Origin of the sequence: Terracoccus sp. 273MFTsu3.1, from assembly GCF_000383675.1 — a bacterium.
GTDB lineage: Bacteria > Actinomycetota > Actinomycetes > Actinomycetales > Dermatophilaceae > Terrabacter.
Map to the genome: position 1 here is coordinate 43,311 of NZ_KB911824.1, position 15,030 is coordinate 58,340.

Genomic DNA, 15,030 nt, shown 5'->3' on the forward strand with positions numbered 1-15,030 from the left:
CTGACCCGTCTGGCGAACCGAGCGACCAAGGCAGCCGATCGCGAGCAAGGTTCTGCCGTAGCGGAGTTCGTCATGGTGGCTGCACTCCTTCTGGTCGTGGCGATGGGTGTCTTCCAGCTCGGCCTGGCCCTCTACGTGCGCAACACGCTGATCTCGGCCGCGTCCGAGGGCGCCCGCTACGGCGCTCGGGCCGATGCGGAGCCGGGTGACGGCGTCGCACGCACCGAGGCGCTCATCACCTCGGCGTTGAGTGCGACGTTCGCCCAGGACGTGAGCGCCACCCGATCTGTCACCGCCTCGGGGGTACGCGTCGTGGAGGTCCGCGTGACGGCGCCGCTGCCGGTCATCGGTCCGATCGGACCAGCGGGCGCGCTCACGGCGTCCGGTCGCGCCTTCAGCGAGGAACAGGTCGTGGCCGGAGCGAGCCGATGATCCGGCCGCAGGACGTGGTGGCCCGGGCCGCCGGCCGCGGTGGCAGCGGCGGTGACGGTCGCGGCGACGGGGAGACGGGTCGCGCCATCCTCGAGTTCATCTTCCTCGGCATCCTGCTCCTGATCCCGCTCACCTACCTCGTGCTCACGGCGGCCCGCCTCCAGGCCGCCTCGTTCTCGGCGTCGCTGGCCGGGCGGGAGGCCGGTCGTGCCTTCGTCACGGCGCCGTCCGACGACGACGCCTACGCCCGTGCCCGAGCGGCGGCTCAGCTGGCCTTCACCGACTTCTCCTTCGAGGACAACGCAGCGGTCGCCGTCGCCTGCGACGGCTCGCCCTGCCTGCGACCCGATGGAACGGTGACCTCCACGGCGACGATCGAGGTCCGGCTCCCGCTCGTGCCCGACTTCATCGCGGCCCACGTGCCGGCCTCCGTCACCATCTCGTCGACGCACGTCGCCTCCGTCGACCGGTTCGTGGCGCGATGACGAGCACGTATGCCGTCCGCTCCCAGGCCGTCGCCCGCCGGCTCCGAGTCCGGCTCGCCCGCCGGCTCCGCGTCCGGCGAGCCCGCGACGAGGGCCAGATCGGCGTCCTCGCCCTCGGCCTGTTCGTCCTCGCGACCCTCCTGGTCCTGGGCGCGGTCGACGTCACCGCGGCCCAGCTGGCGCGGATGCGCCTGCTCGACGCCGCGGACTCGGCGGCTCTCGACGCCGCCGACACGCTGGACGAGCGAGCCGCCTACGAGGGTGGCGTCCTCGACCAGCTAGCCATCACCGACGCGTCCGTGGCCAGCGCCGCCACCGCACACCTGGCGCGCACGCCGCTGCCGTCCGGTATCACCTCGTGGTCCGTCCTCCCCGACACCGGCACGAGCGACGGCGCCACGGCCGTCGTGACCATCCAGGGGACGGCGACGCTGCCGATGAGCGGCTGGGTCCTCGAGTCCCTCGGTGGCAGCGTCACCATCACCGTGACGTCACGGGCCCGCGCGCCGCTGGGGTGATCGGGGCTGCGACGCGGCGAGCGAACCACGTGGCGTGATCACCGACCCGTAGGGAGGTGCGAGGGACATACTTGGCGCAACCGCCTGATCCGCGTCGCCGATCGTCAGGAGCCGCCGTGCCCGACCCCGATCCGTACGAGCACCTTCCGGCTGACCTGCGGCGCGAGGCCCAGCAAGCAGCCGTAGACAAGGCACGGGCCGAGGCGGACAAGGCCACGGCCGACGCCGCCAAGGCCCGGGCCGACGCCGACCAGGCACGGGCCACCGCCGACAAGACCACGGCGGACAACGAGGCGGCCCAGCGCTCGACGGCCGTCGCTGCCACTGACGCGACGAACCTCAAGACAGCGGCCGAGGCAGAGCGCGACGCGGCCGCGGCCCGGACGGCGACGGCCACGGCGCTCGTGCCTGACCTCAGCAAGCTCGAGAAGAGCGCCCTGACCGTGACCGGCGACCCGGTGCGGGGCGTGGCCGTGAGCACCTTCGCTCTGGGCGCGGCGGCGACCGAGGCCGCGAAGCAGGTCACGGACGTTCTTCCCGACGATCTCTCCACGCCGGCGCTGCTCGTCACCACCGACCCCGAGCTCGCTGCGGGGGACGCCGTCTACTGGCAGGTGCTCTCCACGCTCGCCGAGCTCCGCGGTCGGGTCCGCACGGTCCTCGACGCGGAGCTGTCGCTGCAGGAGCCCGGGGCGCAGGAGGCGCCCGGCCCCGGCACGACCCGGGGAGGGGACGAGCTCGGCCCGGGGGGTGTCACCGCTCCCGGTCTCGACGTGACCGGCGTCGGCGCGGCGGTGGCAGCCGTCGCGAAGCTGGTCCCGGGCGTGCTCAACCTCTTCGTGGCGGACCGCACCGTCGCGACGTCCGCCGTGACGCACGAGGACTCCACGTGTGCGGTCGCGGTCGTCGGCGCACTCGCCGCTGCCGGATGCACGGTGTCCCTCGACACCTTCCGGACCTTGGGTCGCAGTCCGCTGCAGAAGCGGCTCGGCCGCCTCGCGGCACGGCGGGAGGACCTCGCAGCCGCGCTGCTCCGACTCGCGACGGCCAAGGCGGAGGCAGCCACAGCCGTGGCCGAGGCGGACCGCGCGGTGGCGTCGGCCAGGTCCGACCTCGCCGAGCTCGTCGCCCGCCCTCCCGTCCAGGACTCGGAGAAGTCCGTCCTCGAGGACGCGGTCGAGACGGCGCGCCTCGCCCTCGCTGCCGCTCAGGAGCACCTGGCCGCCGTGACGCTCGTGGCCGACAAGGGGACGCTCGTGCTCGCCCAGGTCGATGCGTTCCTCGTCTCGGTCGCGGCCACGCCGGCCCCCGGCCGTTCGGCGTGGGCGACGGCGCGCATGCTCGAGTGGCTCCACCTCCCGCCCCGAGCTGGTGCGTCGTCCGTCCCCGAGGGGCGGCCCATCACCCACGTCGTGCTCGTCCGCGCCGGCAAGGGCGACGTCACGATGACGACATCCAACCGGGCACTCTGGCTCGCCGACCGCTTCTCGACCGACGGCACCCAGTCGCTGTCCTACCTGTGCCTCGACGTGTCCTCCAACACCGTCCTCGCGGCAGGGGTGGTGGCCCGCACCGGCGTGGTCGGGGGGAAGCTGGGCCGCACCCAGGACGTCGCCAACCCCTGATCCCCAGCTCAACGACGCAAATCCTCCAAAACGCCCACGGGTCAGACCGATCCGCACTAGCGTCCGTCGACGACGCCCACACCGCCCAGCACGTCCAAGGCCTGGCGGCGTGGCGCGTCGAGACAGGGAGTGATGGCGCCGCCCGACGGGCGGCGCCATCCGCACGTCCCGCGGCCACGGGGCCGCGACGACAGACAGGGAAGCATGCGCACGTTCATCACCAAGGCCCTCGTGGCCACCGCCGGTCTCGGCCTCGCCGTGGCCGCACCCATCTCCGCCGCGACCTCGGCCCAGGCGCTGCCGGCGATCATGATCTACAAGGTCCAGTACGACTCGCCCGGCTCCGACACCGGCAGCAACACGAGCCTCAACGCCGAGTACGTCGTCATCAAGAACACGACGCGCAGCAACCGCGTCCTCACCGGCTGGACCCTGCGCGACAAGACCGGCTACACCTACCGGTTCCCGACCTTCACCCTCAAGGCGGGCGCCACCGTGACGGTCCACACCGGCCGCGGGTCCGCGACGTCGACGCATCGCTACTACAACAAGACCTGGTACCTCTGGAACAACTCGGGCGACACGGCATACCTCAAGAACGCCTCGGGCACGACGGTCGACACGTGCGCGTGGAGCGGTGGCGGCACCGCGAAGTACTGCTGAGTCTCGAGCTCCGCACGCCGCACGTCGAAGGCCCGTCCCGCACCCCGGGGCGGGCCTTTCGTCGCGCCCCCATATCTGGGAGTTGTCCCAACAAAGCGCCAGTAATGGTCAAGAGATCGTCAAAAGGGCCGCATTACGTCACGAAATCGATAATTTGGACAAACAGCGCCATTCCCCTCGAGACCACCTACCCCACGGGTGGTCTCGGCGTCTGTCCGAGCACACGCATGGAGCCCTATCAGTCCTGAGCCCCCAGCACGTCCCCCACAGCAGGAGAAGGCACATGAAGCGGATCATCTTCGTCGTCCTCGCAGCCGTCGGTCTCGCCGTCGGCGCGGCCGCACCCTCGCAGGCCGCCAAGCCCACCCCCACGGTCAACCCGGCCTACTGGGGCCACTGGAGCAGCCCGGCCCTCGTCTACGACGCGACCGGCGCCAACACGAGGTTCAAGGTCGCCGAGGCCGTCTCGGAGTGGCGCAAGTCGGGCTGGAACGTCAGCATGACGACCGACGCCACCAAGGCCAACATCAAGGTGCTCCCGGAGCAGCCGGCGAGCGGCGCGATCGGCGAGGCCTCGCTCGTCACGAGCGGCGCGGTCATCACCGGTTGCACGGTCAAGCTCGGCCCGGCCTTCGCCAACGAGCTCTACTCCGAGCACATGGCCATCCACGAGCTCGGCCACTGCGGTGGACTGCCCCACTCGCCCAACCTCAAGAGCGTCATGTACGCCGCCACCAGCTCCGCGACGGCGATGACCCGCCCCAGCGGCGCGGACATCCAGTGGATGGCCGGCGACTACTGACCGACCTGCACCACTGCTCGGGGGAGCTTGCACCGCAACCACATCGGGCCCATGGCGTATGCCGTGGGCCCGATGCGCGTCCCGGCGGCCCTCATGACGGGTCGGGAAGCGTCGCCCAGCACGGCGCCCGGCGTGCGCGGGGCGGCTCGCCGCTGCCGTAGGCTGCTGCCTCGTGGCTGTTGACTTCACGCAAGAGATCAAGGACCTGCGCGCGACGATGGACTCCGTGCGCGGGGTCACGAACCTCGACGAGCTCGCCCGGACCATCGACGAGCTCGAGCAGCAGGCCTCCGCCCCGGACCTCTGGGACGACCCCGACGCGGCGCAGCAGGTCACGAGCGCCCTGTCCCGCGCGAACTCCGAGCGTGACCGCATCCTCGGGATGGACGCGCGCATCGAGGACCTCGAGACCCTCGTCGAGATGGGCCAGGAGGAGAGCGACGCCGCCACCCTCGAGGAGGCCGAGCGCGACCTCGCGACGCTCAAGAAGGACGTCGGCGAGCTCGAGGTGCGCACCCTGCTGTCGGGGGAGTACGACGAGCGCGAGGCCGTCGTCACGATCCGCTCCGGCGCCGGTGGCGTCGACGCCGCCGACTTCGCCGAGATGCTCATGCGGATGTACCTCCGCTGGGCCGAGCGCCACGGCTACCCGACGAAGGTCATGGACACCTCCTACGCCGAGGAGGCGGGCCTCAAGTCCGCCACCTTCGAGGTCAACGTGCCGTATGCCTTCGGCCACCTCTCCGTCGAGGCCGGCACGCACCGCCTGGTCCGGATCAGCCCGTTCGACAACCAGGGCCGTCGCCAGACGAGCTTCGCCGCAGTCGAGGTCATCCCGCTCATCGAGAGCGACGACTCGGTCGACATCCCCGAGAACGAGCTCAAGGTCGACGTCTTCCGCTCGAGCGGCCCCGGCGGCCAGAGCGTCAACACCACCGACTCGGCGGTGCGCATGACGCACATCCCGACCGGCATCGTCGTCTCGATGCAGAACGAGAAGAGCCAGATCCAGAACCGCGCCGCCGCCCTGCGCGTCCTCCAGTCGCGCCTGCTCCTGCAGCGCAAGGCCGAGGAGGCCGCGGTGAAGAAGGAGATGGCAGGCGACGTCAAGGCCAGCTGGGGCGACCAGATGCGCTCCTACGTGCTCAACCCGTACCAGATGGTCAAGGACCTGCGCACGGAGTACGAGACCGGCAACCCGAGCGCGGTCTTCGACGGCGACATCGACGGCTTCATCGAGGCCGGCATCCGGTGGCAGATCGGCGAGAACCGCCGCGAGGACTGACATTTCGGGCGATCTCGTCGTTCGGCGGGCGCGACGGCCTCTGCGCTCGTAGGGTCACGTCGTCGGCTCCACCCGACGGCCCCCGCCCACGGTGGGTCGGCGCAGCTCACGCTCCCGCCTGAGAGGTTCCGCCCATGTCACCCCTCCACCGCGTCGTCACGACCCTCGCCGCCCTGCTCGCCGCCGCCACCATCGCCGTCGGGCTGGCGCCCTCCGCGTCCGCCGCCACCACCAGCACTTCTCCACCGTGCAGCAGCGTCCGCCAGATCGGCGACCGGAAGGTCGTGTCCGACCTCGGCATGTCCGCCTTCACGGTCCGCCAGTACATCGGCTGGTGCCACGACGCCCGTGGGTCGGCGTGGATGAACTTCGCTTCCGTCTACGTCTGGGACCAGTACCACGTGCGCGGCTTCGCCTACCGCTCGCTCGCCGGCGTCGCCGTCCGCGGCGAGCCCGAGACGCGCGGCTTCACGACGAGCGCCAACCGCCAGCAGCTGAGCTACTCGACCCCGGTGCGCACGACCTCGTTCTGCACGCAGGGCTGGGGCAAGCTCTCCCGCGCCGGCTCGGAGTCGGCCCAGGGCCTCACGACCCTCGTCTGCTGAGCCCTGCCGGGCACCGCGGGCCGCCACGCCGGGGCCGGCCGTTTTCCGGGGGTTTCGCCCGTCGGCCCGTAGCCTCGGAGCCGGTCCTGTTCACACCGGCGTATGCCGTCACGTGCCACCGGGGCCAGCCGCCGTCCCGCTGATGCCCAGCTGATGTCCAGTACGAGTCGAGGCCCGTCGCATGATCCTCTTCGAGAACGTCACGAAGACCTACCCGCGGACGACTCGTCCGGCCCTCGACGCCGTCAGCCTCGAGATCCCGCGCGGTGAGTTCGCCTTCGTCGTCGGCACTTCCGGGTCCGGCAAGTCGACGATGATGCAGCTCGTCATGAAGGAGCAGGACGTCTCCCGGGGGCGCATCCTCGTCGCGGGTCGCGACCTCGACCGGCTGCCGGAGCGCAAGGTGCCGGCGCTGCGGCGCGAGATCGGCTGCGTCTTCCAGGACTTCCGCCTGCTGCCCAACAAGACGGTGTTCCAGAACGTCGCCTACGCCCTCCAGGTCCTCGGCAGCAGCCGGGCCCGCATCCGCCAGACGGTGCCGGAGACGCTCGAGCTCGTCGGTCTCGCCGGCATGGAGAAGCGCCTGCCGCACCAGCTCTCGGGCGGTGAGCAGCAGCGCGTCGCCATCGCCCGGGCCTTCGTCAACCGGCCGCCGATCCTGCTCGCCGACGAGCCCACCGGCAACCTCGACCCCGACACGAGCCTCGGCATCGTCCAGCTGCTCGACCGCATCAACCGCACCGGTACGACCGTCGTCATGGCCACCCACGACACCGTCACGGTCAACGCCATGCGCAAGCGCGTCATCCGCCTCGACCGGGGCGTTCTCGTCAGCGACATGGAAGGTGGCGACTACACGACCGGCTCCATCCCGCGCATCCGGCTCGACGAGGAGGCCGAGGCGCCGCGCCGCGCGGCCGAGCCCGAGGTGTCCGACGGCTACGACGACGGGGACCCTGCGGCATACGAGACGGACGACGAGCCGGAGGGGCTGCCGCCCATCGGGCGCGACGCCGACGCGCCACGCAGCAAGGGCGGAATGTTCCGGCGGCACAAGGCCGTCCAGACGAGCGACCGCTGAGCGCGAGACGAAGCGAGACACGACATGCGATTCCAGTTCCTCCTCGGCGAGATCGGCAACGGCCTCCGGCGCAACCTCTCGATGGCCGTCTCGGTCGTCATCGTCACGATGATCTCGATGTACCTCCTCGGCCTCGGCCTCATGGGCCAGCGGCAGGTCGACACCATGAAGGACTACTGGTACGACCGCGTCCAGGTCACGGTGATGCTCTGCGCCGAGAAGACCCGCTTCACCAACTGCGCGGGCGAGGCCACCACCGACGCCCAGCGCACGGCGATCAAGGCCGAGCTCGAGGCGCTGAAGCCGACGGTCAAGGAGGTCTACTACGAGTCGCGCGACGAGGCGTACGAGCGATTCAAGCAGACCTACAAGAACTCCCCGCTCGCGCGGGCGGGGGAGTCCTACTTCGCCGACTCCTACCGGGTCAACCTCAACGACGCCGGGAAGTTCGACGTCGTCGCGAGCTCGATCAAGGGCATGCCCGGGGTCGCCGACGTCCAGGACCAGAAGAAGCTCCTCGAGAAGTTCTTCACCTTCATGAACACCGTGTCGTGGGCGGCGATCGCGCTCTCGTCGCTCATGGTCCTCGCGGCCGTCATGCTCATCTCGACGACGATCCGCCAGACCGCCTTCAGCCGCCGGCGCGAGACCGGCATCATGCGCCTCGTCGGCGCCTCGAACTTCACGATCCGCTTCCCGTTCGTCATGGAGACCGTCCTGTCGAGCGTGTTCGGCGCGGTCCTGGCGATGGGCATGCTCTGGGCCACGGTGCGCTACGGCGTCGTCGGCTTCCTGAGCCAGACCCTGACGGACACCGCCTTCATCGGGGTCGCGGACGTCTACTACGTCGCGCCGTTCGTCGTCGTCGGCGTCATCGTGCTCTCGAGCCTCACCTCCTGGGTGACGCTGCGCCGTTACCTGCGCGTCTGACGCGCGCCCGAACTGCAAGATTTCCCGAATTCGCTCCCGGGCGCCGGAGCGGCGTCGCATGCTGTCCCCGCCGGTCGACGGCTTCTCGATCCACATCGACGCGATGGCGCGATCGTGACGATTTCTCCCCAACGCGAGTGACGTGTGGTACCAATGGAGCATATGTGGCTCATGAGGCGTTCTGAGAAGAGCGGGCCCGCGACCAGACTGACGGCCGCCGGGCTCGTCATCACGTGTTCCGTCTCCCTGGGATCGGCGCTCGTCGCGCGTGCTGACTCGGTGTCGGACCAGAAGAAGCGCAACGACAAGAAGATCGCGGCGCTCGGTCAGCAGCTCGAGGGCACCAACGCCGCGCTCGCGCGCGCCTACGTCAACCTCCAGCGCACCAACGCGGCGCTCCCGATCGCCCAGCAGCGCGTCACCTCCGCGCAGGCGGCCCAGGTGCGCGCCCAGGCCGCCCAGGTCGCGGCCGAGGCCACCGAGGCCCGCGCGATCGCCGCCGAGGCGAAGGCCCGCGCCCACAACGAGGCCGTGGCCCAGAAGCTCGCCGTGGCCCGGGCCAACGAGCAGCGCGCCAAGGAGCAGCTCGCCAAGAGCGGCGCCGACCTCGTCAGCAGCCAGGACGCCCTCGACTCGTATGCCGCCGAGGTCTTCCAGGGGTCGGGCCAGGAGTCCCAGCTCGGCATGGTCTTCGGATCCACCTCGCCGGAGGACTTCGCCAACCGGCTCGTCATGGCCGACACCGCGAGCGCGGTTGCCAGCGACACCATCGACAAGCTCGCCGCGATGACGGCCGACAACACCTCGACCCGCTCGTACCTCACCTCGGTGCGCGGCGAGATCGCCGAGCTCAAGCGTCAGGCCGAGGCCGCGCTGCGCGGGGCCGAGGCAGCTGCCGCGGCCGCCACCCAGGCCAAGAACCAGGCGATCGTCGCCAAGAACAACGCCGTCACCGCTGCCCAGAACGCCGCCGCGGCCAAGACGCAGCTCGACCAGCTGAAGTCCAAGCAGTCGGCCTACACCGCCGACCTCGCGGTGCAGAAGCAGAGTGAGGCCGCAGACCTCGCCTCCGCCCGCGCCGAGTCGGCCCGCCTGCAGGCCGTCCTCGTCGAGCGGGCCCGCAAGGCCAGGATCGCCGAGCAGAAGCGCCAGGCCAGGCTGCGGGCCGAGCGCGCCGCCAAGATCCGCGCCGAGCGGGCCAAGGCCGCCGCCGCCAAAAGGCGTGGACAGGTCTACATCCCCAAGACGCCGCCGCCGGTGCAGAGCGACCCGACGCCGTCGAACTACCTCAGCTATCCCGCCGTCGGCCCGACGACCTCCGGCTTCGGCATGCGGTGGCACCCCGTGCTCCAGAAGTGGATGCTCCACGACGGTCTCGACTGGGGCATCCCGTGCGGCACCCCGGTGTACGCCGCGGCGCCGGGCGAGGTCATCCGCGCGGGCTGGCGGGCGAGCGGCTGGGGCAACCAGATCCTCATCGACCACGGCATCCACCGCGGCGTCGACCTCGTCACGAGCTACAACCACCTGTCGAGCATCGTGAAGTTCGGCGGCAGCGTGAACCGCGGCCAGCTCATCGGCTACTCCGGCACGACGGGCTACTCGACGGGCTGCCACCTGCACTTCGGCACCTACGAGGACGGCACGCCGGTCAACCCCCGCAAGTGGCTCTGACCCCCGGACAAAACCGACTCTGAGCCGAGGGCTCCGTCGGGGTAGCGTTGGTGCGCTGACCACACACCCTCAAAGGCGGAAGGACGGTCCGGTGCCGAAGGAGAAGGGGCGGTCGCTCATCGCGAGCAACCGCAAGGCCCGACACGACTACCTCATCGACGACACCTTCGAGGCGGGCATCGTCCTCTCCGGCACCGAGGTCAAGGCGCTGCGGATGGGGCGTGCGTCCCTCGTCGACGGCTTCGCCATGTTCACCGGTGACGAGCTCTACCTCGAGAACGTCCACATCCCCGAGTACCACAACGGCACGTGGAACAATCACGCCCCGCGTCGCAAGCGCAAGCTGCTCCTGCACCGCGCCGAGCTGACGAAGATCGCGCACAAGACCCGTGAGAGCGGGCGCACCATCGTGCCGCTGTCCCTCTACTTCAAGGACGGCCGCGCCAAGGTCGAGATCGCCATCGCGACCGGCAAGAAGGAGTACGACAAGCGTCATGCGCTCCGCGAGCGCCAGGACAACCGTGAGGCCGACCGGGCGATGAGCGCGGCCAACCGCCGCCGCTGACCCTTCCGCCGGAACCGCGCGACCCGACGCTGCGTCCGGTGTCAGGATGCAAGGGACCAACGACGTGGAGGCACTCCGATGGCTGGACCGACCGGACCGACCCGATCGAGCGTGACGCGCGGACGCCGACTCGGCGTGCTGGGTCTGCTCCTGGCGGTCGCCCTCTTCGTGCTCGCCCCGGCTGCCGGCGCCCGAGCCGCGGGCGACGAGGGGATGGACGCCTTCGCGGCGGTCTACGACGTGCAGCCCGACGGCAGCATGAAGGTCACCGAGACCATCACGTGGCGCTTCCCGAGCGGCGAGCAGAAGCACGGCATCTTCCGCGACGTCGTCGTGCGGATGGGCTGGAACGGCGAGGAGAACCGCTACCGCTACTACGACCTGACGGACGTTGCGGTGTCGAGCCCGAGCGGCGCCCCCGACGCCTTCCGCGTCACGGACAACGGTGCGGCCAAGGAGATCCGGATCGGCTCCGCCGACGAGTACACCAGCGGCACGCAGGTCTACACGGTCAGCTACACCTTGCACGACGTGCTCAACCCGATCACCGCCGACGGCAAGCCGGCCGCCGACTCGAGCAAGGCCGACACCGTCGAGCTCTACTACAACGTCTTCGGGACCAACGAGACGACCGTGCGTGACCGCGTCTCGATCACCGTCAAGGCGCCCGCGCCGCCGACCCAGGTGGCCTGCTACCAGGGCGTCGACCGCTCGGCCACCCCCTGTCAGGCGACGTCGGGTGACCCGGCCCGTTTCTCGGCCACCGGGCTCACCGCGGGCGATGCCATGTCGGTGCTCGCCTCCTATCCCGCCTCGGCCTTCGGCGACGTGCGGCCCGACGTCCGACAGGGTGACTCGACATCGTCGATCGGCTCCGACGCGGCCCCGGCAGCCAACGCCGCCGCGTGGGCGGGCGCGATCGGCGCCCCGGTGCTGGCGTTGGCCGTGATGGGTGCCCTCGTGTGGACCCGCGGTCGCGACGAGCGCTACGCCGACCTCACGCCGGGCCTCTCGCCCGCCTACGGCACCGGTGCGACGGGCGACGGCACGCCGGGCGCGGCCACGGTCCGCGGTGGTTCGGGCACCGTCGCGGTCCAGTTCCAGCCGCCGAAGGGTGTGCAGCCGGGCATGGTCGGCACCATCATCGACGAGACCGCCAACCCGATCGACGTGTCGGCCACGGTCATCGACCTCGCGGTGCGCGGCTTCATCCGGATCGAGGAGAGCGACGGCGGGGGAGTCTTCAGCCGCACCGACTGGACGCTGACCCGGCTCGCGCCCCCGGCCGACGAGCGGCTGCTGCCCTACGAGCGCCAGCTGCTCGACGGCATCTTCTCGAGCCGGGGCGACGTCGTGCGCCTCTCGGAGCTGAAGAACACCTTCGCGAGCACCCTCAAGCGCATCCAGGCGGGGATGTACGAGGAGGTCGTGACGCGGGGCTGGTTCCGTTCCTCGCCCCAGACCCAGCGCGGCGCGTGGCAGGGCCTCGGGCTCGTCATCGCCGTGCTCGGCGGCCTCATGCTCTTCTACGGCCGACCCGCGATCAGCGCGATCCTCGGCGGGAGCTTCGGTGGCGGGGTCGCCCTCGGCATCGGTCTCGTCGTCGCCGGCCTCATCGTCTGGTTCCTCGGCGGGCGGATGGCCGCCAAGACGGCCGAGGGCTCGGCCGTGCTCGCCCAGTCCCTCGGCTTCAAGGAGTACCTCACGACCGCCGAGGCCGGGCAGATCGAGTTCGAGGAGGCGTCCAACATCTTCAGCCGCTACCTGCCGTATGCCGTCGTCTTCGGTGTCGCGGACCGGTGGGCCAGCACGTTCGCCGACGTCGCGAAGGCGGCCGAGGCCGCCAACCAGCCGCTCGTGATGCCGACGTGGTACGTCTGGAGCGGCAACGCCTTCCCGGACTTCACGAGCATCGCCGACGGCGTCGACTCCTTCTCGACGACGTCGACCGGCACCTTCACCTCGACGCCGGGCTCGTCGGGATCGTCCGGCTTCTCCGGCGGTGGTGGCTTCTCAGGCGGCGGTGGCGGCGGGTCGTCCTCCGGCTCCTGGTAGCCGTACTCACGAGACGCGACGAGTCCGGCGGAGATCCGCCGGACTCGTCGCGTCCCTCGTGCGTACCGCCGCCGTGGTGACGGCTCACAGGTGACGGCTCACAGGTGACGGCTCAGCAGGTGACGCTCAGGGTGAAGCGGATGTTGGTCGGCGTGCCGTTGAGGGCATAGGTGTAGACGGTCACCGTGCTGCCCGAGGGGACGGCGCTGGAGATGTAGCCGCCGGACCCGTCAGGGTCGGCGTGCGCGGCGCAGGTGGAGACGTTGCGTGCGGTCGTCACCTGGTAGACGCCGGTGGTGCTCCGCAGGGCACTCACGACGAGCGGGGTGCCGGAGGTGAGCGTGCCGTCGAGCTCGACGTGTCCCTGGATCTGGGGTGAGAAGTAGCCGTTGACGTCGATCGCGAGGTGCGACGGGCCCTGCACGTTCTTGACCGTGACCTTGCCGGCGGTGCCGATCTGCAGGTTCGAGCCGGTCGTCACGTTGACGCCCTTGGCGTAGTAGAGGGTGCCCTGGCCGACGGGGGTGCCGGTGGGATAGGCGATGAACGCACCGTTGGCGTCCGAGGCCGTCGAGGTGACGCGTGCGCTGACGGCCGTGGCGTAGGCCGGGATGCCGCAGCCGCCCGAGGTGCCGCCCTGGGTGGTGAAGCCCGTCGTGCCCGTGACCTGGAAGTCGCGCGTCGCGCCGTTGGGGATCTTCCCGCCTGCCGTGGCCGTGGCGACGACCCGGCAGTTCTTGAGCGGCACGTAGACGGCCATGGGGTTCGGCTCGATCGTGGCCGCCAGCGCGGTCTGCTCCGCGACGACCTGGTTGGCCGACGGGTTCGGCGGGGGAGTCGGGGCGTTGGGCCCCGCGTTGGCGATGCCGATGCCGGCGGCGACGGTGCCGAGAGTGGTCGCCGCGACGACGGCGAGAGTGCTGATGAAGCGCATGGGTGCCTCCGTGGAGTGGTGGAGACCCGGCAGGACGGCGAACGGCTCGCCGTCCTTCCCCCGGGACCTGGTGTCCATCGCCGTCTCCGGGTGCGGCCGGCACGCTCGGCTGAGGGGGAGGGCGTCACCAGGTCCGGAGGCACGATCGATGTGACCTTCGGTGCCGGGCCGGGTCCCGGTGATACACGCCCTCGCTACGACGCCGCCGGCTCGGCGTCTCGTGAGGGTCCTCGCGACGCGAGGGCGAGGAGGGCTCCCGCGCCGGCCACGACGCCACAGAGCGGCCACAGCAGACCCGGCGCGGCGGCATACACCATCCCGCCCAGCGGGGCGGAGAGCATCGTCCCGCTCGTGGCGGCGCCGGTGTAGAGGCCCTGGTACTGGCCGACGAGGTGGGCGGGCGCCGCGTCCAGGACGTGCGCGGTGGCCGTCGTCTTGTAGAGGATCTCGCCGGCGGTGAGCACCACCATGGCGACGACGGCTGAGGCCGCGACGCCCATCCACGTCAGCCCGAAGATGACGAAACCGACTGCCACGAGGGCGTATCCGGTCGCGATGATGGGGATGGCCGGTCGGTCCCGGAGCCAGAGGGCGACGGGGATCTCGAGGGCGAGGATGAGGCCGGAGCCGATCGCCACGAGGAGGGTGTAGAGCGCGAGTGGCTGCCCGTGGTCGCGCAGGTGCAGGGGGAGGGTCGAGTAGAGCTGACGGTAGACGAGGTCGACGAGCACGACACCGGGCAGGAGCAGCAGGAGGGACCGGTCCGCCCGGAGGGATCGCCAGAGCCCGGCCGGGGCATCGGTCTCAGGGCCGGTGGGCGCCTCCTCGGGCAGGAAGCGCGACGTGACGTGGCGCAGCACGAGGGTGAGGACGCCGTCGACGACGAAGAGCGTGTCGTAGCCGCGCGTGGCGAGCAGGGCGCCGACGGGAGGCCCGATGACGAAGCCCGCGTTGGAGGCGGCGCGACTCACGGCGACCGCCGACCGGCGTGACCCGACCGGCACGGCGAGTGCCGCGAGCGCACCCTGCCCGAGCGACGCGACGGCGCCCAGGTAGCCCGTCACCGGCATCGTCACGGCGAGCAGCCACGCCGGCTGCCACGGGATGAGGATCGTGAGGACCCCGACGAGGCTGGCGGTCAGGAGCAGGACCCGACGGTGGCCGTAGCGGTCGCCGAACCGGCCGCCCGTGACGTTTCCGAGCAGCGCTCCGACACCGTTCGAGCCGGCGATGATGCCCGCGGGCACGACACCCAGCCCCCGCGGTCCGGTGAGGTAGAGCACGAGGAAGAGCATGAGGAAGGCGCTGGCCGAGCTGACGAAGCGCCCTGCGGCCAGCACCCAGACGACGCTCGGGAGGTCTCGGAGGTCGCGCAC

15 protein-coding genes are annotated in these 15,030 nt (G+C 71.0%); 13 read left to right on the plus strand and 2 right to left on the minus strand.

The window, feature by feature from the left end:
• The first annotated feature begins 9 nt into the window (after positions 1–9).
• From H283_RS0115315 to H283_RS0115375, 13 genes are all read left to right on the plus strand, one after another.
• Positions 10–432, plus strand: a complete 423-nt coding sequence (locus H283_RS0115315) for a TadE/TadG family type IV pilus assembly protein (RefSeq protein WP_028785628.1) — start codon at positions 10–12, stop codon at positions 430–432.
• On the plus strand, positions 429–917 hold the full coding sequence (locus H283_RS0115320; RefSeq protein ID WP_020144408.1) for a hypothetical protein: 489 nt from the start codon (positions 429–431) through the stop codon (positions 915–917). Before H283_RS0115315 ends, H283_RS0115320 begins: the two co-directional genes overlap by 4 nt.
• Positions 914–1,435 carry a pilus assembly protein TadG-related protein gene (locus tag H283_RS0115325; RefSeq protein ID WP_020144409.1) on the plus strand — a complete coding sequence of 174 codons (522 nt, stop codon included), beginning with the start codon at positions 914–916 and terminating at the stop codon, positions 1,433–1,435. Before H283_RS0115320 ends, H283_RS0115325 begins: the two co-directional genes overlap by 4 nt.
• A 116-nt stretch (positions 1,436–1,551) precedes the next feature.
• Complete coding sequence (locus tag H283_RS0115330; RefSeq protein ID WP_020144410.1) at positions 1,552–3,060, plus strand: hypothetical protein; 1,509 nt, start codon at positions 1,552–1,554, stop codon at positions 3,058–3,060.
• 204 nt (positions 3,061–3,264) lie between these two features.
• Positions 3,265–3,723 (plus strand): lamin tail domain-containing protein, encoded by a 459-nt coding sequence (locus tag H283_RS0115335; RefSeq protein ID WP_020144411.1) that lies wholly within the window; start codon positions 3,265–3,267, stop codon positions 3,721–3,723.
• 283 nt (positions 3,724–4,006) lie between these two features.
• Positions 4,007–4,525 (plus strand): matrixin family metalloprotease, encoded by a 519-nt coding sequence (locus H283_RS0115340; RefSeq protein WP_020144412.1) that lies wholly within the window; start codon positions 4,007–4,009, stop codon positions 4,523–4,525.
• A gap of 172 nt (positions 4,526–4,697) precedes the next feature.
• A complete protein-coding gene (gene prfB / locus H283_RS0115345; RefSeq protein ID WP_028785630.1) occupies positions 4,698–5,810 on the plus strand; it encodes a peptide chain release factor 2 in 1,113 nt (370 codons plus the stop codon).
• Between the two features lie 134 nt (positions 5,811–5,944).
• Positions 5,945–6,415 carry a hypothetical protein gene (locus tag H283_RS0115350; RefSeq protein WP_020144414.1) on the plus strand — a complete coding sequence of 157 codons (471 nt, stop codon included), beginning with the start codon at positions 5,945–5,947 and terminating at the stop codon, positions 6,413–6,415.
• A 181-nt stretch (positions 6,416–6,596) separates the two neighbouring features.
• Positions 6,597–7,496, plus strand: coding sequence for a cell division ATP-binding protein FtsE (ftsE, locus tag H283_RS0115355; protein WP_020144415.1), 900 nt, complete (start codon positions 6,597–6,599; stop codon positions 7,494–7,496).
• A gap of 24 nt (positions 7,497–7,520) precedes the next feature.
• On the plus strand, positions 7,521–8,426 hold the full coding sequence (gene ftsX / locus H283_RS0115360; protein WP_020144416.1) for a permease-like cell division protein FtsX: 906 nt from the start codon (positions 7,521–7,523) through the stop codon (positions 8,424–8,426).
• A 171-nt stretch (positions 8,427–8,597) separates the two neighbouring features.
• A complete protein-coding gene (locus tag H283_RS0115365) occupies positions 8,598–10,100 on the plus strand; it encodes a M23 family metallopeptidase (RefSeq protein WP_156023231.1) in 1,503 nt (500 codons plus the stop codon).
• A 91-nt stretch (positions 10,101–10,191) separates the two neighbouring features.
• A complete protein-coding gene (gene smpB / locus H283_RS0115370) occupies positions 10,192–10,665 on the plus strand; it encodes an SsrA-binding protein SmpB (protein ID WP_020144418.1) in 474 nt (157 codons plus the stop codon).
• Between the two features lie 78 nt (positions 10,666–10,743).
• A complete protein-coding gene (locus H283_RS0115375; protein ID WP_020144419.1) occupies positions 10,744–12,720 on the plus strand; it encodes a DUF2207 domain-containing protein in 1,977 nt (658 codons plus the stop codon).
• Positions 12,721–12,832: 112 nt separating this feature from the next.
• On the opposite strand, the gene H283_RS0115380 is transcribed toward H283_RS0115375, so the two are convergent.
• Both H283_RS0115380 and H283_RS0115385 read right to left on the minus strand, forming a co-directional pair.
• A complete protein-coding gene (locus H283_RS0115380; RefSeq protein ID WP_020144420.1) occupies positions 12,833–13,732 on the minus strand; it encodes a hypothetical protein in 900 nt (299 codons plus the stop codon).
• Positions 13,733–13,848: 116 nt separating this feature from the next.
• A complete protein-coding gene (locus tag H283_RS0115385; protein WP_020144421.1) occupies positions 13,849–15,030 on the minus strand; it encodes an MFS transporter in 1,182 nt (393 codons plus the stop codon).

What these genes read in the sequence shown, in the direction of transcription:
- H283_RS0115340 (WP_020144412.1), top strand. Translation starts at nt 4,007, where the DNA reads ATGAAGCGGATCATCTTCGTCGTCCTCGCAGCCGTCGGTCTCGCCGTC.
- H283_RS0115365 (WP_156023231.1), top strand. Translation starts at nt 8,598, where the DNA reads ATGAGGCGTTCTGAGAAGAGCGGGCCCGCGACCAGACTGACGGCCGCC.
- H283_RS0115325 (WP_020144409.1), top strand. Translation starts at nt 914, where the DNA reads ATGACGAGCACGTATGCCGTCCGCTCCCAGGCCGTCGCCCGCCGGCTC.
- ftsE (WP_020144415.1), top strand. Translation starts at nt 6,597, where the DNA reads ATGATCCTCTTCGAGAACGTCACGAAGACCTACCCGCGGACGACTCGT.
- H283_RS0115380 (WP_020144420.1), bottom strand. Translation starts at nt 13,732, where the DNA reads ATGGACACCAGGTCCCGGGGGAAGGACGGCGAGCCGTTCGCCGTCCTG.
- ftsX (WP_020144416.1), top strand. Translation starts at nt 7,521, where the DNA reads ATGCGATTCCAGTTCCTCCTCGGCGAGATCGGCAACGGCCTCCGGCGC.
- H283_RS0115320 (WP_020144408.1), top strand. Translation starts at nt 429, where the DNA reads ATGATCCGGCCGCAGGACGTGGTGGCCCGGGCCGCCGGCCGCGGTGGC.
- H283_RS0115375 (WP_020144419.1), top strand. Translation starts at nt 10,744, where the DNA reads ATGGCTGGACCGACCGGACCGACCCGATCGAGCGTGACGCGCGGACGC.
- H283_RS0115335 (WP_020144411.1), top strand. Translation starts at nt 3,265, where the DNA reads ATGCGCACGTTCATCACCAAGGCCCTCGTGGCCACCGCCGGTCTCGGC.
- H283_RS0115350 (WP_020144414.1), top strand. Translation starts at nt 5,945, where the DNA reads ATGTCACCCCTCCACCGCGTCGTCACGACCCTCGCCGCCCTGCTCGCC.